Origin of the sequence: Bradyrhizobium sp. Arg816 (genome assembly GCF_029989365.1) — a bacterium.
Taxonomy (GTDB): domain Bacteria; phylum Pseudomonadota; class Alphaproteobacteria; order Rhizobiales; family Xanthobacteraceae; genus Bradyrhizobium.
Genome location: NZ_JAPRAQ010000001.1, coordinates 929,992 through 950,214 on the forward strand (window position 1 = coordinate 929,992; position 20,223 = coordinate 950,214).

General features: G+C 64.5%; 18 protein-coding genes, 2 pseudogenes and 1 riboswitch. Of the genes and pseudogenes, 7 read left to right on the forward strand and 13 right to left on the reverse strand.

All coding sequences use genetic code 11. The features are described from left to right. The first annotated feature begins 2 nt into the window (after positions 1 to 2). Together OWC48_RS04270 and OWC48_RS04275 are read left to right on the forward strand one after the other, a co-directional pair. The gene (locus OWC48_RS04270) at positions 3 to 1,172 is read left to right on the forward strand and encodes an efflux RND transporter periplasmic adaptor subunit (RefSeq protein WP_282518823.1); all 1,170 of its coding nucleotides are present in this window, start codon (positions 3 to 5) and stop codon (positions 1,170 to 1,172) included. Positions 1,173 to 1,175: 3 nt separating this feature from the next. Then, entirely contained in the window at positions 1,176 to 4,424 is a 3,249-nt protein-coding gene (locus OWC48_RS04275) for an efflux RND transporter permease subunit (RefSeq protein ID WP_282518824.1), read from the forward strand. Positions 4,425 to 4,446: 22 nt separating this feature from the next. Here OWC48_RS04275 and OWC48_RS04280 read toward each other — a convergent pair. The 5 genes and pseudogenes from OWC48_RS04280 to OWC48_RS04300 form a co-directional block, all read right to left on the reverse strand. Next, positions 4,447 to 5,626: pseudogene (locus OWC48_RS04280) on the reverse strand (MFS transporter). Positions 5,627 to 5,654: 28 nt separating this feature from the next. After that, positions 5,655 to 6,875: an MFS transporter gene (locus tag OWC48_RS04285; protein WP_282518968.1), complete on the reverse strand. Its 1,221-nt coding sequence runs from the start codon at positions 6,873 to 6,875 to the stop codon at positions 5,655 to 5,657. Beyond that, positions 6,872 to 8,239, reverse strand: a complete 1,368-nt coding sequence (locus tag OWC48_RS04290) for an NAD(P)-binding domain-containing protein (protein WP_282518825.1) — start codon at positions 8,237 to 8,239, stop codon at positions 6,872 to 6,874. Before OWC48_RS04290 ends, OWC48_RS04285 begins: the two co-directional genes overlap by 4 nt. 49 nt (positions 8,240 to 8,288) lie before the next feature. Then, positions 8,289 to 8,606 carry a helix-turn-helix transcriptional regulator gene (locus OWC48_RS04295; protein WP_282518969.1) on the reverse strand — a complete coding sequence of 106 codons (318 nt, stop codon included), beginning with the start codon at positions 8,604 to 8,606 and terminating at the stop codon, positions 8,289 to 8,291. Positions 8,607 to 8,697: 91 nt separating this feature from the next. Beyond that, entirely contained in the window at positions 8,698 to 8,898 is a 201-nt protein-coding gene (locus OWC48_RS04300; RefSeq protein ID WP_282518826.1) for a GDCCVxC domain-containing (seleno)protein, read from the reverse strand. A gap of 98 nt (positions 8,899 to 8,996) precedes the next feature. Between OWC48_RS04300 and OWC48_RS04305 the strand changes: the two genes are divergently transcribed. The 4 genes and pseudogenes from OWC48_RS04305 (at position 8,997) to arsC (ending at position 10,585) form a co-directional block, all read left to right on the forward strand. After that, a complete protein-coding gene (locus OWC48_RS04305; RefSeq protein WP_282518970.1) occupies positions 8,997 to 9,359 on the forward strand; it encodes a helix-turn-helix transcriptional regulator in 363 nt (120 codons plus the stop codon). Next, positions 9,352 to 9,438: pseudogene (locus OWC48_RS04310) on the forward strand (arsenate reductase ArsC); the annotation flags it as partial. The gene OWC48_RS04305 and the pseudogene OWC48_RS04310, both read left to right, overlap by 8 nt. A gap of 47 nt (positions 9,439 to 9,485) precedes the next feature. Next, on the forward strand, positions 9,486 to 10,187 hold the full coding sequence (locus OWC48_RS04315) for an MIP/aquaporin family protein (protein WP_282518827.1): 702 nt from the start codon (positions 9,486 to 9,488) through the stop codon (positions 10,185 to 10,187). Beyond that, the gene (gene arsC, locus OWC48_RS04320; protein ID WP_282518828.1) at positions 10,184 to 10,585 is read left to right on the forward strand and encodes an arsenate reductase (glutaredoxin); all 402 of its coding nucleotides are present in this window, start codon (positions 10,184 to 10,186) and stop codon (positions 10,583 to 10,585) included. Before OWC48_RS04315 ends, arsC begins: the two co-directional genes overlap by 4 nt. A gap of 44 nt (positions 10,586 to 10,629) precedes the next feature. On the opposite strand, the gene OWC48_RS04325 is transcribed toward arsC, so the two are convergent. The 3 genes from OWC48_RS04325 to OWC48_RS04335 form a co-directional block, all read right to left on the reverse strand. Then, positions 10,630 to 11,376, reverse strand: a complete 747-nt coding sequence (locus tag OWC48_RS04325; RefSeq protein ID WP_282518829.1) for a sulfite exporter TauE/SafE family protein — start codon at positions 11,374 to 11,376, stop codon at positions 10,630 to 10,632. 86 nt (positions 11,377 to 11,462) lie between these two features. Next, positions 11,463 to 12,359 carry a DUF1259 domain-containing protein gene (locus tag OWC48_RS04330; RefSeq protein ID WP_282518830.1) on the reverse strand — a complete coding sequence of 299 codons (897 nt, stop codon included), beginning with the start codon at positions 12,357 to 12,359 and terminating at the stop codon, positions 11,463 to 11,465. A 390-nt stretch (positions 12,360 to 12,749) separates the two neighbouring features. Further along, a complete protein-coding gene (locus tag OWC48_RS04335; RefSeq protein WP_282518831.1) occupies positions 12,750 to 13,175 on the reverse strand; it encodes a hypothetical protein in 426 nt (141 codons plus the stop codon). A 187-nt stretch (positions 13,176 to 13,362) separates the two neighbouring features. Here OWC48_RS04335 and OWC48_RS04340 point away from each other — a divergent pair, with 187 nt between their 5' ends. Then, positions 13,363 to 13,611, forward strand: a complete 249-nt coding sequence (locus tag OWC48_RS04340) for a hypothetical protein (RefSeq protein WP_282518832.1) — start codon at positions 13,363 to 13,365, stop codon at positions 13,609 to 13,611. 22 nt (positions 13,612 to 13,633) lie between these two features. Here the strand turns inward: OWC48_RS04340 and OWC48_RS04345 are convergent, their stop codons facing one another. The 5 genes from OWC48_RS04345 to OWC48_RS04365 all read right to left on the reverse strand — a co-directional run bounded on the left by OWC48_RS04345 (position 13,634) and on the right by OWC48_RS04365 (position 19,671). After that, the gene (locus OWC48_RS04345) at positions 13,634 to 13,792 is read right to left on the reverse strand and encodes a hypothetical protein (protein ID WP_282518833.1); all 159 of its coding nucleotides are present in this window, start codon (positions 13,790 to 13,792) and stop codon (positions 13,634 to 13,636) included. A 333-nt stretch (positions 13,793 to 14,125) separates the two neighbouring features. Then, positions 14,126 to 17,296 carry an efflux RND transporter permease subunit gene (locus OWC48_RS04350; RefSeq protein WP_282518834.1) on the reverse strand — a complete coding sequence of 1,057 codons (3,171 nt, stop codon included), beginning with the start codon at positions 17,294 to 17,296 and terminating at the stop codon, positions 14,126 to 14,128. Next, entirely contained in the window at positions 17,293 to 18,726 is a 1,434-nt protein-coding gene (locus OWC48_RS04355) for an efflux RND transporter periplasmic adaptor subunit (protein WP_282518835.1), read from the reverse strand. The genes OWC48_RS04350 and OWC48_RS04355 overlap by 4 nt, the downstream gene beginning before the upstream one ends. Before the next feature lie 84 nt (positions 18,727 to 18,810). Next, positions 18,811 to 19,203, reverse strand: a complete 393-nt coding sequence (locus OWC48_RS04360; RefSeq protein ID WP_282518836.1) for a FixH family protein — start codon at positions 19,201 to 19,203, stop codon at positions 18,811 to 18,813. Between the two features lie 102 nt (positions 19,204 to 19,305). Then, complete coding sequence (locus OWC48_RS04365) at positions 19,306 to 19,671, reverse strand: hypothetical protein (protein ID WP_282518971.1); 366 nt, start codon at positions 19,669 to 19,671, stop codon at positions 19,306 to 19,308. Between the two features lie 230 nt (positions 19,672 to 19,901). Further along, a riboswitch (cobalamin riboswitch) is annotated at positions 19,902 to 20,110 on the forward strand. Positions 20,111 to 20,223: the final 113 nt, after the last annotated feature.

Consider the following 20,223-nt stretch of genomic DNA (forward strand, 5'->3'; position numbering starts at 1 on the left):
CGATGTTTTTGGCCCACGGTTCCGCTGCAGCGATCCTGTCGGTTTTGCTCGCCGTCACCAACGTCACCTCGCAGGCGTTCGCACAGTCCGCACCGGCAAAGCCGGAAGGAAAGCCGGCTGTGATCGTCATGGACGACGAGCGCATCAAGCTCGCCGAGATCGAACTGCGCGAGGCGGGCCCCGCTCCAATCGCGAGGCGTCTGATGGTGCCCGGCACCATCGTGCCTGACGCCGGGCGGGTCGCCCATGTCTCGGTCAAGCTCTCCGGCACGGTCGCCGAACTGCGCAAGAACATCGGAGACGATGTGGTCAAGGACGAGGTCCTTGGCGTTCTGGAAAGCCGCGAGGTTGCCGACGCCAAGAGTGAATACCTCTCGGCAAGACTGTCCAACGAATTGCAACAGGAACTGACGGCGCGCGACAAGTCGCTTTGGGAGGGGCGCGCGGTTCCCGAGCAGCAATACATCAAGTCGCGCAACGCGGCGGCGCAGACTGAAATGCGCTTCGGCATCGCACGCCAGAAGCTGATGGCGCTGGGCGTCACCGATGCCGAAATCGCCGGTCTGCCGCAGGCGCCCGACGGATCGCTGCGCAGTCAGAACATCCGGGCGCCGATCTCCGGGCGCGTCGCCGAACGCAAGGTCGAATCCGGCACGGCGGTGGGGCGCGACAGTCTCGAAACGGAGCTGTTCGTCATCGTCGACCTCAGCCGCGTCTGGGTCGAGTTGGCGGTCTCCTCGACCGACCTGCCCCTGGTGAAGGAAGGCCAGCCGGTCGATATCGCGCTGCGGGGCCTCTCGGAGACCGGCGCCGGCAAGATCGTGTTCGTCAGTCCCTTGCTCGACAGGGAGACGCGCTCTGCTCGCGTCGTGGCCTCGCTGCCCAATCCCGATGGTCGCTGGCGACCGGGATCATTCGTCACCGCGGGCATTGCGGTCGAGCGCCGCGACGTGGCCGTCGCCGTCCCGTTTGCCGCCGTCCAGACCGTCGATGGCCGCAAGGCGGTCTTCGTCCGGACCAGGCAAGGTTTCGAGAAGCGCGACGTCGTGCCGGGGCGGCGCGATGGTGCCGTCGTCGAGATCGTCTCGGGACTTTCCGCCGGCGAGACCGTCGCCAGCTCGAATACCTTCTCCCTCAAGGCCGAGCTTTCCAAGCCCGGCGATGAGGACTGAGCGATGATCGAACGGATCGTCGAATTCTCCGTCCGTCGGCGTTGGCTGGTCCTGCTGGTGACGCTCGTCGCGGCGGCCTCCGGATTCTGGTCTCTGACCAGGCTCCCCATCGACGCCGTACCGGATGTCACCAATATCCAGGTCCAGATCAACGCGGCCGCGCCGGCGCTGACGCCCGTCGAGATCGAGAAGCAGGTGACCGTTGCGCTCGAAACGGCGCTCGCCGGCATGCCGGGGCTGGAGTCGACGCGCTCATTCTCGCGCAACGGTTTTGCGCAGATCACCGCCGTGTTCGCCGACCGCACCAATATCTACTTCGCGCGCCAGCTGGTCGCGGAGCGTCTCAACGAGGCCAAGGCCAGCCTGCCGCCTGGCGTCGATGTCCGGATGGGACCGGTTTCGACCGGCCTCGGCGAGATCTACTGGTGGGCCGTCGAGTACGAGAAGCCCGGCGCGTCCGCGCCGGTTCGCGACGGACGACCGGGATGGCAGAGCGACGGCAGCTATCTCACACCGGAGGGTGAGCGGCTGACCGACGATTTCCAGCGCACCGTTTACCTGCGCACGGTGCAGGACTGGATCGTCCGGCCACAGATGAAGACCGTTCCCGGCGTCGCCGGTGCGGACGCGATCGGCGGCTTCGTCAAGCAGTTCCAGGTGCAGCCGGACCCCGCAAGGCTGGTCGGTTATGGGCTGTCCTTCAAGCAGGTCGTCGATGCCATCGAGGCCAACAACACCAGCCGCGGGGCGAACTACATCGAGCAGAACGGCGAAGGCCTCGTCGTGCGGGCCGCCGGCCGCGTCGAAAATCTGGAAGACATCGAGCAGATCGTCGTGACGACGCGCGGCGGCGTTCCCGTTCGCATCAGGGACCTTGGCGAGGTCTCGATCGGAAAGGAATTGCGAACCGGCAGTGCAAGTGTCAACGGGCGCGAGGTCGTGCTCGGCACCGCCTTGATGCTGATCGGCGGCAACAGCCGGACCGTGGCCGCGGCGGCCGACGCCAAGATCAAGGACATCAGCAAGACCCTGCCGCCGGGCATTTTTGCCCGTACCGTCCTCAACCGGACGCAACTCGTGGATGCGACGATCCACACCGTTGCCAAGAATTTGGCCGAGGGCGCGCTGCTCGTCATCGCCGTGCTGTTCCTGCTGCTCGGCAACTTCCGCGCCGCGCTCGTTACCGCCTGCGTCATTCCCATCACCATGCTCATCACCGCAACGGGGATGCTGCAAGGGCGCATCAGCGCCAACCTGATGAGCCTCGGTGCGCTCGACTTCGGCCTGATCGTCGACGGCGCCGTCATCATCGCCGAGAACAGCCTGCGTCATCTCGCCGAGCGCCAGAGGGAGCTTGGCCGCGCGTTGTCTCTGGACGAGCGCCTCGACACCGTGAAGGTCTCGACATCGGAGATGATCCGCCCATCGGTCTACGGCCAGATCATCATCATCCTGGTCTACACGCCGTTGCTCGCCTTCACCGGAGTCGAGGGCAAGACCTTCGAGCCCATGGCCTTGACGGTGATGATCGCGCTGGCCGTCGCCTTCGTCATCTCGCTGACTTTCGTGCCGGCCGCCGTGGCGATCGCGATCACCGGCAAGGTCAACGAGCGCGAGAACATCCTCGTCCGGACGCTCAAGCGCTGGTATGCACCCCTGCTTTCGGGTGCGATCGCGAGGCCACTGCCCGTCGTTGCCGCCGCGGCCCTGCTCTTCGTCGGCGCCGCGCTGTTGTTCATGCGGCTCGGTCAGGAGTTCACACCGACCCTGGACGAAAAGAACATCGTCATGGAAGTGAAGCGCATCCCAAGCACTGCGCTTGCGCAATCGCAGGCCATGCAGCTCCTCATCGAGCGGCAGATCAGCAAGTTTCCCGAGGTCGCCTTTGTGTTCTCGCGCACCGGCACGCCCGATCTCGCCGCCGATCCTATGCCGCCAAACGCATCGGACACCTACATCATCGTCAAGTCCCAGGACGAATGGCCCGATCCCGCCATGTCGAAGGATGACCTGATCAAGAAGATCGAGGCCGAGGCCGGAAAGCTGCCGGGCAACAAGGTGGGATTTTCGCAGCCGATCGAGATGCGGTTCAACGAGCTGATTGCGGGCGTCCGCGAGGACCTGGCCGTCAAGGTTTTCGGCGACGACTTCGTCCAGATGCAACGGACCGCGGGCCAGATCGCCGATGTGGTCCGCAAGATCGACGGCGCCGAGAACGTCAAGGTCGAGGAAACCTCGGGTCTGCCCTTCCTCGAGATCAAGATCGACAAGGCGGAGATCGCGCGGCGCGGCCTCAGCCTGGCGGCCGTGCAGGATCTGATGCAGACCGCCATCGGCGGCACGGATGCCGGTCTGGTGTTCGAGGGCGACCGCCGCTTCAAGATCGTGGTGCGCCTTGCCGATCCATTGCGGAACGACATTCCAACCTTGGAAGAACTGCCGATTCCCCTTCCCCACGCCAATCCCGACGCGCCGGCCGCCTCGATCCCGCTGCGGACGATCGCCTCGTTCGAGCAGACCACCGGCTACAACCAGATCAGCCGAGAGAACGGCAAACGGCGTGTCGTCGCAACAGCCGAGGTCCGCGGCCGCGACATCGGCTCGCTGGTGTCGGAAGCACAGGCGAAAGTCGTCGATCAGGTGAAGCTGCCGGCCGGCAGCTATCTCGCCTGGGGCGGCCAGTTCGAGAATTTCGCGGTCGCCCGGCAACGGCTGGTGTTCGTGGTGCCCGGGGTGTTCGCCCTGATCTATCTGCTGCTATTCGGCGCACTTGGCTCGGTGCGTGATGCTCTGCTCGTCTTCAGTGCCGTGCCGCTCGCGCTCACCGGAGGGATCGCGGCACTGTGGCTGCGCGGCATGCCGTTCTCGATCTCCGCGGCCGTCGGCTTCATCGCGCTTTCTGGCGTCGCCGTTCTCAACGGGCTCGTCATGCTGACGCAAATCCGCAAGCTGATCGCCGAAGGCGTCGAGCCGAAGACCGCCATTGGCGAAGGCGCGTTGACGCGATTTCGTCCCGTCGCGATGACTGCGCTCGTGGCCTCGCTCGGCTTCGTCCCGATGGCGCTTGCGACCGGTACTGGCGCCGAGGTTCAGAAGCCGCTGGCGACCGTCGTGATCGGCGGCCTGCTGACCGCGACACTGCTCACGCTGGTCGTGCTGCCGGCGCTGTACGCTCGCTTCGCCGTACCGCGCACGCCGACAAAACGCAGCAATGCGCCGCCGGCCCTCGTCCACGACCACGCCGCCGAGTAAAGTTGGCACTTCCCTCGCGCGCTCACGGTCGCCGCTTCTCCGGGTGAGCCGCCCGCGCCCACAGCAGCGCGAACGGCCCCAACGCGATTCCCGCCGCAAGAACGATGAACGCCAGCAGCCAGCCGGTCGCGCTCTGCGGGCCGCCGGCCGCGTCGAGCGCGGCGCCGGTTCCCCAGGCTCCAACCGCCGACAGACCGAAGCCGACCGTCGAGTGCAGAGCCAGAGTTGCACCACGATATTCGGAAGTCGCCGCGGCAGACATGCCGGCAGTCAACGCACCTGAATCGGCGGGCACGGTCAGGCCATAGGCGAGCAGTAGCAGTGCGAGCACCCATGCCGGCGCCGTCGCGTTGAGCCCGATGATAAGTGCGACGCAGGCCGATGCGATCATGACGATCGTGATCGCGCGATGGCGGCCGAATTTCAGCGCGGCCTCGTTGCCGAGGATGCTTGCGGGCATCGAGATCACCGCGAAGCAGAAGCTCAGCACGACGGGACTCAACCAGGACGGCGCGCCCTGGTGCGCAACGACGAAGGTCCAGAATCCGACGAGCCAGGTGCGGATGCCGTAAAGCTCGAAGCAGTGCGCGCCGTAGCCGAGGATGTAACCGAGCGCCTCGCGGTTGGCGAAGACGGGTGCGAAGTTGAGCAGACGCCCCGCCTTCGGCGCGGGCCGCTGCTCCCGCATCAGAGGGCACGCGATGACCATGGCGACGGGACCAAAGCCGGTGACGAGGAAGGCGGTGCGCCACCCCCAGCGGTCGGCGATCAGTTGCGCCACCAGGAACGAGAGACCAACGCCGACCGAGAAGCTCGAAGTGTACAACGTAACGGCGCGCGAGGTGTCGCCGGCGGGAAGCCGGTCCGTCAGCGCCTTCAGGCCCGGCATGTAGGCGCCGGCAAATCCAAGCCCTGCAAGGGACCAGATCGCGGTCGCCGACCAGAACCCTTGCGCGAAGATTCCGAACGCTGCGGTCGCGAGCCCGCTGACGATCGAGCCCCAGAGCAGGACAATCCGCGCGTCGATCCGGTCGGTCAACGTCGTCAGCACGGGTACCGCGAGCATGTAACCGAACGCGTAACCGCTCGCCATCAGGCCGCCTTCGGCGGCGGAGAGGCCCCCACTCCGGCATCAAATGCTGCGCCAGATTTGCGGACAAGGTCACATGCGGCAGCAGGTTGCCGACCTGCCCTATGCACATCACCGCAATCAGAGACCGGCCGCCGAGCTTACGAATTTTGTTCTCCCACCTGAAGCGGCGTTGATGTTGCCTGCTCCGTGCGAAGCAGCAAGAGCGCGAAGAAGGCCGAGACCGAGACGAGCGCGCTGATCCACAGCGCACTGCTGCCGATGTGCTCCACCATCAGCCCCAGTGCGAGCGGCGCGGCGGCACCCGTCAGTCTAGAAGGCAGCGAGATCACGCCGACGCGCTTGCCGAATCCGGCCGGCCCAAACAGCGCCAATGGAAGTGTATCACGGGCAATGGTGATGATGCCGTTGCCCGCTCCGTACAACACCGTGAAAGTCGACGCGAGCAAGGGGCCGCCTACCACCAGCGCAACGACACCGATCGGATTCATCAGCATGGCCAGCCTCGCCGAGAGCAGCGGGTGAAACCGGGCGAGCCATCCTGCCTCCAGAAGGCGCGCGCCGACTTGCGCAGGCCCAACCAACGCTCCCGCGAGCAAGGCCTGAGCGGGTGTCGCGCCAAACGCAACCAGCATGGTCGGGAGAATGGCCGAGATTCCCGAACTGACGAAGCTTGCTGCCGCGAACATGTAAGCCAGCAGCACCATCGCGAAGGTCTCGCTCTGGCGTCCGGATTGCTGGATTGCACCCGGCCCCGGTCGAGCCTGCTGGTCCAACGGAACGGCGCGCGGCAGCGAGAGATTGAGCGGCAACGCAACAGCGATATGGATCGCCGCCCATACCTGGCAGGCGACGCGCCAGCCGTACTCCGACGCGAGCCAGGTCGTGAGGGGCCAGCCGAGCGTGCTGGCGAAACCGGCGATCAGCGTGATGCCGGCGATGGTTCGCCGTGCATGGGTACCGTAGATGCGCGCAAGCGTCGCGAAGGCCGCTTCATAGAGGCCCATGCCCATGCCGATCCCGAGCAACGCCCAGGCCGCAATCAGCACCGCCACGCCATGGGCCACGGACAGCAGGAGCAGGCCCGCCACAAGCACGAGGTTCGAAATGGCAAGCAGGCTGCGTCCGCCAAACGTATCGATCGCATGCCCCACGCGCGGGCCGAGCAGGCCAGAGATGACGAGCGCTCCCGACAGCGCGCCGAACACGTAAGTCGGCGCGAGACCGAGATCGCGCGCAATCGGCGCGGCCAGGATGGCCGGGAGATAATAGCTCGACGCCCATGCAACCGTTTGCGCGGTGCCGAGCGCGAGCACGATGGCGAGCGGACCTCGGGCTTGGCCCGCAGGAAGTTGCGTCATGAACAACCGCACCCCGAAGCACCGGCCTTCTTCGCCGTTTCGTCGGCGGCACAGCAGGTGGACAAATCCTCCTTCGCACTGCCGCCGCAACATCCCGATGCAGCTCCGGCTGCCTCGACACCACCACGCGTGCAGACGCCGGTCTCCGGCAGCACAAGCTCCACCCTCGCCGCCGCCTCCTTGTCGCCGGCGAGGTCGGCCGCAATCGAGCGAACCTGCTCATAACCCGTCATCATCAGGAACGTCGGCGCACGGCCATACGACTTCATGCCCGCCATGTAGAAGCCCGGCTCATCATGCGCGAGCTCGCGCGCACCGTGTGGACGCACCGTGCCGCAGCTATGCTCGTTGGGATCGATCAGCGGTGCGAGAGCGACCGGTGCCTCGATGGCGGGATCGAGCCGCAAACGCAGTTCAGACAGAAAGGAGAAGTCTGGACGGAAACCCGTCGATACGATCAGTTCGTCCACGACCACGCTTCGCCCACCGCAACAGGCCCCTGCCGCGATCTTGAGGCGACCCTCGGAGTCCAAGAGGTGCGTGACGCCGAATTCGGTCTCGACCCTGATCTTTCCGGAGGCAACAAGCGCGGCGAAGGCGCTGCCGAGTTCGCCACGTGCGGCGAGTTTATCGTTGCGGCCGCCGCCAAAAGCCTTCGCGGGATCGGCGCCGCGCAACAGCCAGACCGGCTGCGTGCCCGGCACTTCGTCGGCGAGATGCACAAGATTGATCAGCGTGCCCACCGCTGAATGGCCCGCGCCGAGCACCGCAACAGTCTTCCCGGCATATTTGGAACGGCTGGCACCCCACACATCCGGCATGCCGTAGGCAACTCGGCCAGCACATTCATGTTCGCCGATCGCCGGCAGGCCGTTGCGTCCGGCCGGATTGGGGGAGAACCATGTGCCTGAGGTATCGATCACAGCATCTGCACGCAGAACCTCGGGCCCCTTGCCGTTCTGATAGCGGATTTCAAAAGGCGCCTGCTCTCTGCCCTTGGTCTTTGCCTTGTCGAAGCCGACGCGGCTGATGGCCGAGACGCGGCTGGCGGTCCGGATCACCTCGCGCAGCGGCGTGCGCGTCGCGAGCGGCGTCAGGTATCGATCGAGCAGTTCGCCGCCGGTCGGATAGGATTGCGGGTCCGGCGAATTCCATCCCGTCGGCGCAAGCATCCGCGCGGCGGCCTTGTCGACATTGTACTCCCACGGCGAGAACAGCTGGACCTGCTGCCACTGGCGGACCGCGTGTCCGGCTTCGGGTCCGGCCTCCAGCACAATGGCGGACATGCCTCGTTCGAGCACGTGGGCTGCCGCAGCGAGACCGACGGGTCCTGCCCCGATGATGGCTACCGTCTTCTCACTCATTCGGCTTATCCCATCTTTCTAGAATCATCGAATAAGTCGGCCAAAAAAGTCAGGCCGCCGTCTTGGCATCCTTGCACTCGGTTTCGTCGGCACAGCACTCCGACACCAGGAAATCCACCAGGCCCCGCATCCCGTCGTAGTTCGCGTGGCAGACGAGCGTCGTGGATTCGCGGACCTGACTAATCAGCCCGACCGCAACCAGAGACTTGATGTGATGAGACAGCGTCGATGCCGGGATCTTCAGCTTGTCCTGCAAGCGGCCGACGGGCATGCCCGATCGTCCAGCGCGGACCAGGGCCCTGTAGATCTGAAGCCGCGTCCGGTTACCCAGGGCTTCCAAGCGTGCTGCTGCCTCGTCGATCTTCATGACCATAAGATGCGCCGATCGGCCCTCGTCGTCAACCGTATTTCTAGAATATTGGAAATATAGGAGAGACCCCTCCCCGACGAGAGCGGCTTCAGCAGCACTTTCCGTTTTGCTGGATCGGCGGACAAGGAACCGATCCGTACGAACAGAAGACGCAGCAATCGCCGCTCGTCGGCTTGAGCCGGGTGCCGCATCCCTTGCAATCGTAGAAGAACTGACAGGCGTCAGTCGGCATGGTTTCGGCTGACGCGTGATGACAGACCGGACACGTGATTATCGATTGCGTTTGCATTGCCGGCTTTCCTCGATCGCAAGCCACGACGCATTCTAGACGCGCCCAGTTCGGAAATTCAATTGACGCTTCATCATCATTTCTATAAATCTGGATATATGGAAACAGAAGAAGCAGTCCTCGCGCTCGCCGCCCTGTCACAATCGACCCGTCTGGAGGCGTTCCGGACGCTGGTCCGACACGAGCCCGACGGCCTTGCGGCCGGCGACCTCGCACGCCTGCTGGAAGTCCCGGCGAATACGCTTTCGGCTCATCTGTCGATTCTGACTCGCGCGCGTCTGGTGACCTCCGAGCGACACAGCCGTTCAATCGTCTATCGCGCCAACCTTGCGGAGTTCAGGGACGTTGCGGTTTTCCTGCTTCGGGATTGCTGCGGCGGCCGGCCGGAGATCTGCGAACCGGTCGTCGAGAGCCTTCAAGCCTGCTGCTCGCCAAAGCGAAAGGAGCGAAGCCGTGCCTGACCAGATGTACAATGTTTTGTTCCTGTGCACCGGCAATTCGGCGCGCTCGATCCTCGCCGAGTCGATCCTTCGCAAGGAGATCGGACGCTCCGGGGGCGCCACACATTCAACGCCGAAGGCCGGCTGATGGACAATTTCGACCTCTCGCGACGCCTCGCGGCCGAAGCGCTCGGCACCGGGATTCTCGTCGCCACCGTCGTCGGCTCCGGCATCATGGCCGAGACCCTGACCAAGGATGTCGCCCTTGCGCTTCTGTGCAATACCTTGCCGACCGGAGCCATTCTGGTCGTCCTGATCACCGTGCTCGGTCCGATCTCCGGCGCGCATTTCAATCCCGCTGTGACCCTCGTCTTCGCCGGCAAGCGCGAGCTTCCGGCAAACGAGGCCGTGCTCTACGTGGTCGCGCAGATCGCCGGTGGCATCGCGGGAACGATGGCCGCGCATCTGATGTTCGGACTTCCCCTGCTCGATTTCTCGACGAAGGTTCGAACGGGAGGGCCGCAATGGTTCGCCGAAGCGGTCGCCGCCTTCGGTCTGGTCGCGACGATCCTGGCCGGCATCCGATTTCAGCGGACCGCGGTTCCCTGGCTGGTGGGCCTCTACATCACGGCAGCCTACTGGTTCACGGCCTCCACGTCGTTTGCAAATCCGGCGGTGGCCATCGCGCGGTCGCTGACAAACACGTTCTCCGGCATTCGTCCGACCGACCTGCCCGGATTCATTCTTGCGGAGCTCTGCGGAGCATTCGCCGGCATGCTGTTGATGAACTGGCTGCTCGGGCACTCCAGGGCCCGCGGCCCCGTACAAATTGCGGAGACCACCCGATGAGCGTGACGATCTACCACAACCCCGACTGCGGCACCTCGCGCAACACGCTGGCGATGATCCGGCAGAGCGGCGCGGAGCCCACTGTCATCGAATATCTCGAGACCCCGCCGTCGCGCGAAACGCTCAAGCAACTGATCGCTGCGATGGGCATTCCGGTTCGCGCATTGCTGCGCGAGAAAGGCACGCCGTACAAGGAGCTGGGCCTCGCCGATCCCAAATGGACGGACGACCAGTTGATCGATCAGATGCTCGCGCATCCCATTCTCATCAACCGCCCGATCGTCGTGACCTCGAAGGGCACGCGCTTGTGCCGCCCTTCCGAGGCCGTCGCCGATCTCCTCGACAATCCGGTCGGCAGGTTCGTAAAGGAGGATGGCGAGGTGGTCGAAGCGCGATAGCGCAACTCACCGTCCCCAACGCTCTTCGGGCCGGTCGACCGGCATTATCGGAGGGCGAGTTGCACCACTGACGCCACCAGTGACAATCCCGCGAGCAGCAAGAGAGCCAGCACCGTGTTGCGGAAGGTCTCGTCGTTGATCTTGCCGAAGAGTTTGAAGCCGGACCAAAGGCCCGCGACCATGAAGGGAATGCCTGATGCGTACAGCGTCAGCGTTTCCTTCGTAATGGTGCCGGCTACGGCCTGAGAGCTCGAGATGACAACGAACGCCACGAACAGCACTGGCTGAAACACCGCGCGCTGCACGTCCTTGGGCCAGCCGCGCCATTGGCAGGAAATCGTCGAGATCACGCCGCCGAGCCCCGTCAGGCCGCCAAGCAAGCCGTTGGAGACGCCAATGGCGATATCGGCCCCGACTCCGATCTTCACCGGAGCGAATACGGGCTTCGTCAGGCCATAGACTGCGTAGAGCACCAGCAGGAGCCCCACACCGAATCGGAGGTAGCTGGGGTTCAGGTAAGCGAGAATGCTGACGCCGATCGGGATGCCGATGACGGTTCCGAGCGCGAGCGGCCAGGCCTTCCGAAGGTCGAGGAGATGTCGCAGCTTGAAGATGCCGTAGCCCTGCGTGAGCAAGCCGTAGCCTGCGATCAAGGTAGCGGTCTGCATCGGCGTGATGATGTGCAGCCATACGCCCGACACCACGAGGCCCATGGCGAATCCGGAAAAGCCGCTGACGAAGCCGCCGGCGAGCGCGGCAAGTGCGAAGAGAGCGAAGACAGGTCCATCCATGGGTCGTCTCCCCAAGAACAATGCAGGCGAGCACTTGGATGGATATCCATCTGATGGGGAGGTCGCGGGTCCCCGCAATCTTTGGCTCAACTCTTCGTGCTGGCAGTCTTGTCCAGGGCCGCGCGCAAGCCTTCGGCGAGCTTGACGGCGTCGTCGTTCGCCCAGAAGTGCATGAAGAAAAGTCGCGGCTGCTCATCCAGCATGTGGCTGTGCAGCGCGGTCACCTCGATGCCGTGCGTGCGCAGCGCCAGAATGACAGGGTTGACCTCGTCACCCGTCAGGACGAAGTCGCCCGTGATGGCCGCCTTCCCGCCCCCGGTCGGCTGGAAGTTGATTCCGATCGCAACGCCCATTGGAGCGACGGGGGTCAATGCCATGCCGTCCTGCGTGATTGGATCACGTCGCTTCACGTTGAATTGGTAGACGCCTCCGTTGGCCTGGCCTTTGACGCCGATGATCTGGTCGAGCTTCGCGGTGTCGAGGTCCACGGCCGGCGGCGGGCTCGCCGGCGCTGCGACAGTCAACGGAGTCTTGCTTTCGGCAAGTGCATCGTGGATCGCAGAGGCGAGCTTGACCGGGTCCCCGTGCCCGGCAACATGCATGTAGAACGTCGCCGGACTCGCGCGCAGCAGATGATTGTGGATGGCGGTGATCTCGAGGCCGTTCGCGATCATCTTCGCCATCACGGGATTGATCTCGGTTTCGAGCAGCACGAGGTCGCCCATGACCATGGCGCCGCCGTGTGCAGGTTTGAACGCGACCCAGCCGCCGAGCGCCAGCGCCGGCTTGATCGTCACGCCGTCCAACGTCACGGAGAGATCACTGCGGGGAAAGCCGTAGCGGTGGACGTCATCCGAGACGGCGGGCTTGCGGCCCAGCGTCTCGTCAACCTTCTGCCAGTCGACGTTCTGCGCTCGAGCCGCCGAGACCGAGCCAAGGAGGCTGGCGCCGAGACCGATGAACGCGAAGAGTGTGCTTCTCATTGATGTGCTCCCAAGTCTTGAAGCAGCTTCGGCGCGAGCGCCCCACAGCCGGGAATCGGCTGAGACGTCCCCGTCAATGCGTGCATCGATAAGCGCCGGCGCATTCGCCGTGCCGATCAGTCCAGATAATCTGTCGGAAGAAATGTATGATGCTGACATGTTGCGCCCTTGGTGGTTAAGGACGCGATACTTTGGCATGTCGCCTCACGGGGAGATCGCACATCCCCGTAGCGGCGAATTAAAGCCCAGATGGCCGAACTGTCAATCTGCTCATGTCCGGGAATGCAGAAGTCATCGGAGGCACGTCACGAGATTTCGCCGATCGGATGGAACGACGTCGATTGCACGGCAACTTGCCTTCGGCGACTCCAATCGGGTCCGGATCGTGCCCTAGCGATCCTCAGTCGGATGCACCCATTTGTACGGCGTGATGCTTTGCGTCGCGGTCAGCTTGATCATGTGGACGGGCGGTGCGGAACGCCCCTTTCGGCATGACCGGCACTTGAGCGACGCTTCCAGCTTCCAGATCGGCGTATCGCGCGGACGGCGGATCGCATCGAGCGGCAGGCTCGCACGCGCCTTGCACCTGTTGCATTCGACCTCGAGCCAGCCCATGCCGCCGTTGAGACATTGAGCGATCGTCGGGGACGGCTGCGAGGGGCCACCGTAGCCTTCCATGCGGACCGACCAGGCTTCGGCCTCGGCCCGATCGGCTTCACGGACGGCCTTCCTGGCTTCTTCGCGGGCGTGCCTGGCGGAAATCTCCGCCCCCATGATCCGGCCGCTCCAGATGACTTCCCGCGATTTGGTGCCCATGCCGTCACCAAAGCTGTGCCCGACAGCGTTGGCAAATTATCGATGGCTAGTGGGTCCGATCCGCAATTTGACACTGCGTGTCGTGGGTGTGGACAACCGACATCGCAGATTCTATCGCGAAGCGGTGCTGCACTCACCAAGGAACAGTCGCCTGCCCGCGCAGTTTCCTCAACTGGAGGAAACGCCGATGAAAACAACAACCCTGACTTTAGCGATCTTGCTGGCTTGCTCGACGAGCTATGCCTCGGCCCACAGCGCCAAACGCCACCACCATCACGGCTGGTTCAATTCGATGAACATGATGCACGGCCCCGGCCGGACGGCGGCGAGGACCGACCCGAACGGAACGGCCGGTGGCCCGACAAGCCTCAGCGGTACCGGCTTGTCGAAGTTCGGCGGACAAATTCCGGGAGCCAGTGGCGCAGCGCGGCAGTAAGCCTGCAAACCCGCGCGACGCCTTAAAACTGAAAGGGCGTGACCGACACAGAGAGTTTGCCGTCGGCCGATTTTTGCACGGCAAACTCGACCTCTTTCGAGGCCTTCACATCGCCTACGGTGACTGATATCGCGCCGCTGCATTGCAGGGTCCGCTTGCCGTTGCTGGACGAGGTCGTCACGATCTTCTCGCCCGAGAAGGTAGAGCGGCTTGTTGTTTTCCAGGCTCGCTTTTGCAGTCGAGGTCCTGGCGGCGAATTCGACCAGCGGATTGCGATGATCGTCCGAAACGATATCGAGCACGGCCTTCCGTGTCTCAGGCGAATCGCACTCGGGCCTTGCGTCGCAGCCACTGAGAGACATGGCGATCGGCAAGCTCCAGAGGACGAGCAGCCGACTGGGACAAAACTGCATTCAATATGCTCTGGGTGGTTGAACACAGCGATCAACCCATCTGGGTAACCATCGTTCCTGCGGTCTCATCTGCCGGTGCCGGGCAAGCTCCGCTGCCCGGCCTATTCGGCGGCTTGCGAAACGCGCCCGGTCCATTCATCCGCAGGAGCCGATCGTTCGCCCGATGGAAGCCCCCGTCCCTTCACCAAGCCGAAAATTGCGGGGATCACGACCAGCGTCAGCAGTGTCGATGACGTCATGCCGCCGATCATCGGCACCGCAATGCGCTGCATGATCTCCGATCCGGCCCCGGTGCTCCACATGATCGGCAGCAGACCGGCCATGATGGCAACCACCGTCATCATCTTGGGCCGCACGCGCTCGACCGCGCCCACCATGATGGCGTCGTGGAGATCCCGGCGCGTCAGTGGCCTCGCCTCGGCGCTGCACCTGGACTTCACCTCGGCCAGCGCATGATCGAGGTAGATCAGCATGACGACACCCGTCTCGGCGGCGACGCCTGCGAGCGCGATGAAGCCGACCGCGACGGCAACGGACAGGTTGAAGCCGAGCCACCACATCATCCAGATGCCGCCGACCAGCGCGAACGGCAGCGACAGCATCACGATCAGCGTCTCGGTCATCGCCCGGAAGTTCAGGTACAGCAGCAGGAAGATGATCGTGAGCGTCACGGGCACCACGATCTTCAGCCGGGCCGCGGCGCGCTGCAGATATTCGTACTGGCCGCTCCACACGACGTAGGTGCCGGCGGGAAACCGGACGCTCTCCGTCACGGCGCGTTGCGCATCAGTGACGTAGCTTCCGATGTCGCGATCCCGGATATCGACATAGATGTAGGTCGCAAGCTGGCCGTTCTCCGTTCGGATCGACGTCGGCCCGCGCGCGGGTTCGACCTTCGCCACCTCGCCGAGCGGCACGGCGCCGCCCGACGGCATCGGCACCAGGATGTCGCTGGCGATGGCCTTGGGGTTGTCTCTGAGGTCACGCGGATAGCGCATGTTCACCGTGAACCGGCGCCGGCCCTCCACGGTCGTCGTGACCGTCTGACCGCCGAGCGCAGCCGCGATGGTGTCCTGGACGTCCTGGATCAGGATGCCGTAACGGGCGAGCGCCTCACGGTCGGGAACGATCTCGAGATAATAGCCGCCGATGCCGCGCTCGGCGTAGGCCGACGACGTGCCGGGCACGGTCTTGATGACGCGTTCGATCTGCTTCGCGAGCCGGTCGATCTCGACCAGGTCCGTGCCCATGACCTTGACGCCGACCGGCGTGCGGATTCCGGTGGAGAGCATGTCGATGCGCGCCTTGATCGGCATGGTCCAGGCATTGGAGACGCCCGGAAACTGCAACGCCTTGTCCATCTCGGCGATGAGACTGTCGACGGTCACGCCGGAACGCCACTGCTCCCTAGGCTTCAGGTTGACGACCGTCTCAAACATCTCGGTCGGAGCGGGATCGGTGGCAGTGGCGGCTCGTCCCGCCTTGCCGTAGACCGAAGCGACCTCCGGGAACGACTTGATGATGCGGTCCTGCATCTGCATCAGCTCGGCCGCCTTGGTGACCGAAATGCCGGGCAGCGTCGTTGGCATGTAGAGCAGCGTCCCCTCATTCAGCGCCGGCATGAACTCGGTGCCGAGCTGGCGCGCCGGCCAGATCGTCACCGCAAGCACGACGAGCGAAGCCAGGATGACCAGCGTCTTGGCGCGCAGAACCGCCTTGATCACGGGACGGTAGACCCAGATCAGGGCGCGATTGATGACGTTCCTGCTCTCCGGGACGATCCTGCCGCGGACGAAGATCACCATCAGCGCCGGCACCAGGGTGACGGACAGCAAGGCCGCGGCGGCCATGGAGAAGGTCTTCGTGAACGCCAGCGGGCTGAACAATCGGCCCTCCTGCGATTCCAGCGTGAAGATCGGCATGAACGACACAGTGATGATCAACAGGCTGAAGAAGAGCGCGGGGCCGACCTCGGATGCCGCGTCGATCAGGACCTGCACGCGCGACTGATCGGGCCTCGCCCGTTCGAGGTGCTTGTGTGCGTTCTCGATCATGACGATGGCGGCGTCCACCATGGCGCCGATCGCAATCGCGATGCCGCCGAGGCTCATGATGTTCGATCCGAGCCCGAGCAGCTTCATGGCGCCAAACGCCATCAACACGCCGACCGGCAACATCAGGATCGCGACGAGTGCGCTGCGGACATGCAGGAGAAACACGATGCAGACGAGCCCGACGACGATGCTCTCCTCGAACAGGGTATGCTTGAGGGTATCGATGGCCGCATAGATCAGGTTCGACCGGTCGTAGACCGGCACGATCTCGACCGATTTCGGCAGGCTGCTCGCGATCTCCCTGAAGCGCTTCTTGACGTTTTCGATCACGTCGAGGGCGTTGACGCCGAACCGCTGCAGCACGATGCCGCTTGCGACCTCGCCCTCGCCGTTCAATTCGGCGATGCCCCGCCGCTCGTCGGGCCCGAGCTCGACGTTGGCGACGTCCCGCAGCAGCACCGGGGTGCCGTTGCTCGTCTTCAGCACGATGTTGCCGAGATCGTTGATGCTCTTGATGTAGCCCTTGCCGCGGATGACGTATTCGAACTCGGAAAGCTCGACGGTGCGGCCGCCGACGTCGGCGTTGCTGGCGCGGATCGCCTCACGTATTTTTTGCATGCTGATGCCGCGGTCGCGCATCCGCTGCGGGTCGAGGACCACGTTGTACTGCTTGACGAAGCCGCCAACGCTGGCGACCTCGGCGACGCCTTCGGCCTTGGCCAGCGCGAACTTCAGATTCCAGTCCTGGATCGTGCGCGTGTCCGCCAGGTTCAATTCCTTCGATACGACGGCGTATTGGTAGACCCAGCCGACGCCGGTCGCGTCGGGCCCGATGGTCGGGGTGACGCCGGCGGGAAGCCTGGACGCCGCGCCGTTCAGGAATTCCATGACGCGCGACCGCGCCCAATAGATGTCGGTGCCGTCCTCGAAGATCACATAGACGAAGGAGACGCCGAAGAACGAGAAGCCGCGGACGACTTTCGATTTCGGCACGGTGAGCATCGCCGTCGTCAGCGGATAGGTGACCTGATCCTCGATCACCTGCGGCGCCTGGCCGGGATACTCGGTATAGACGATGACCTGCGTGTCCGAGAGATCCGGAATCGCATCCAGCGGAAGGTGAACCAGGGCATAGAGGCCGGCGGCGGCCGCGAAGCCGGTCCCGAATAGCACGAGCAGCAGATTGCGCGCCGACCAGGCGATGACGCGGGCGATCATTTTTGATCTCCCGTTGCATTGCCAGGGCCGGCGTCGGTGGCCTGGGACGCCGCCTCACCAAACCCCTTCAGCGCCGCCTTCAGGTTGCTTTCCGCATCGATCAGGAAGTTGGCGGAGGTCACCACCTCCTCGCCGTCCGAGAGACCCTGGCGCACCTCGACATAACCGCCGCCGCGACGGCCGAGCTTGACTTCCCGCGGCTCGAAGCGCCCTTCCCCCTTGTCGACGAGGACGGCCTGCCGGCTGCCGGTGTCGAGCACCGCGCTGTCCTGTATCGCCAGGACGGGCGTGGCATCGGCCGTGTCGATGTCGGCATCGACGTACATGTCGGGCAGCAGCACCGCGTCCGGATTGGCAAGCTCGATCCTGATGCGAACGGTTCGCGTGTCGCGGTTCACCTGCGGATAAACGACGGCGATTGTCCCGGTGAAGCTTCGGCCGTGGAAACTGCGCGCGCGCACCGCGACTGACTGCCCCACCGCGATGTTGCCGAGATCGCGCTCGGCCACGTCGACCAGCGCCCAGACGACCGAGGTGTCCGCGATCCGGAACAGCACGTCGCCGGGATTGGCCCGCATACCTTCGATCGCGTTGCGTTCGAGCACGACCCCGTCGCGCGGCGCAGACCAGCGTATGGCGACGGGCGCGGTGTGCGTCTTGTCCATCTCCGCGATGACGGACTCGGGAACGTCGAGATTGACCAGCCGCTGTCGCGAGCCGCGACCGTACATCTCGACACCGCCGACCGTCTTGGAGGTGATCGTCGCGAGATATTCCGCAGCCGCGGACGCCACGGCCGAACTGTAGATTTCCATCAGCGGCTGGCCGGCCTTCACGCGCGTGCCGGTGGTCACGTCGGCAACCTTCTGCACGAAGCTTTCGGCGCGCATCGCGATCACCGACACGCGGCGTTCATCGAGCTGGATCGTGCCGGGCGCCTTCACCGAGACCCGGATCGAGCGCCGCGCGACGGGCTCGGACTTCACGCCCGCGCGCTGGATCTTGCCGGGCGACAGCTTCACGGTGCCGTCGTCGGTGTCGTCGCCTTCGTAAACGGCGACATAGTCCATCCCCATCGGATCCTTCTTTGGGACGGTCGACGTATCGGGCAGCCCCATGGGATTGCGGTAGTAAAGGATTTTTCGCGGCGAAGCCGCCTGCGCCTTCGGCAGCGCCGGCGCGACGGCCGCTCCATCGTCGTCGTAGACCGGCAGATAGTCCCGCGCGCGGTCGTCCTTCTTCGGACCCGCAGACCAGAGCGGTGCACCACTTGGATCGCGGTAGTAGAGCGGCGTTCGCTCCGCGGCAGCCGCAGCCGACGTCATGTCGGCCTCGGCGAGCCAGCCCGCACCGTTCGAATGCCAGTAGTAACCGGCCAGGACCAGGCCACCGCCCAGCGCAAGAGCCGTCAGGAGACGCAGCGTTTTCATGTCGTGTATCCGCGCGCCCGGGAGCGCGCGTCCGTGTGAAGGAAAAAGGGGAATGTCGGGCGCCGCCGGGCAGCGCCCGAACGCTCACTTGATCGCCGTGACGATCACCTTGCCGGTGACGGTCTCCGGTTCGCCCTGCACCTTCACGGACAGCGTCATCTGGTAGCGGCCGGCCATCGGCAGGTCCGTCTTGAAGGCGTACACACCCGGCTCCCTGGACGGCAGCGGCGCGACCGCCGATTCCATCTCGGCCATCCCGTCCGGGGCCATGTCGAGGCGGGTCTTGAAGATGACCGCATCCGGTATCGGCTTGCCGGTCTGCTTGTTCGTCAGGCGAACGGCGAGCGTGACGTCTTCGCCCTTCTTCATCTGCGGAGTGACGGGCTCGAAGGCGTAGTCGCCCGCGCCCGCCATCGCGGTGGAAGCGGCAAGCGAAAGGGTGGCGGCGAGAGCCGCGGTGCTGATTTTGGAAAGCATTGTCCTGTCCTCATGAATTGATCTTTCGCCGTGGCGCGTGAAGCGCGCACGTCAGTCGTCGTCGCGAGCAGGCATGCCGCTCGCGTCTCGGGCTTTGCGAGATCAGATTCGAGGAGGTCGGAAAGGAGGACTGCCGCCGCGGAAGGAAACGACCTGATCCGGGGGAATAACCATCGTGCTGGCCATGACGGCGAGACGTTCGAACGCCACGGGCCGGACATCACCGAGCGCGATGATCCCGCCAACGCAGCAGAAACCCATCCCGCACTTGTAGCCGTCGCTATGGGAGCCCGTTCCCTTCATGTCGGGACAACACTCGTCCATCGACATGTCGGCGTCGCCGCTCATGTGCATGGCCGTCTGCATGCCGTCCGACGACATTGCGAGGTTCGCCGCGGACGCGCCGACCGGCAGCATCGCCAGAGATATGGCGATGGCGACTGCCAGGATGGTACGGACGAACTGCATCAATATCGACTTGCCTTGTCGGGCCGGAACACGGCCTCAGTAGCATATTCGGACACCAAAGGCAGTCATTGATCGTGGTCAAGGGTACGTTACCCAGGCTCGTCCGGAGGCCGGTTGGACGTTTCGACGCGGTCCTTCGGACTATCGTGCAAAACAGCAACACAAGGCCACCATCGACCAACCGGCCCGTCCAACAGCCCGCGCGGATGTTGACGCGCTCACCCCCGGATGCCAGTTTCGTGATCGGTAGTGTCCGCAAGGACTCTTCAAGGGAATGCGGTGCGTCCACCTCAGTGGGCAATTCCGCGGCTGCCCCCGCAACTGTAGGCGGATAGTCGACGACCAAACGAACCACTGGAGCCCCGTTTGGGCCTCTGGGAAGGCGGTCGAAGGCGATGACCCGCGAGCCAGGAAACCTGCTGCCAGCCATGGTCACGCGCGAACGCATTGGGCGGGGTGCCCTGATGTCGGACAAGTAGCCGGTGCATCCGCCGCCTGGGGCGAAGGTGGATGACTAAGGCAACCGCGGTGACGGTTTGTTTGCGTCGCCGC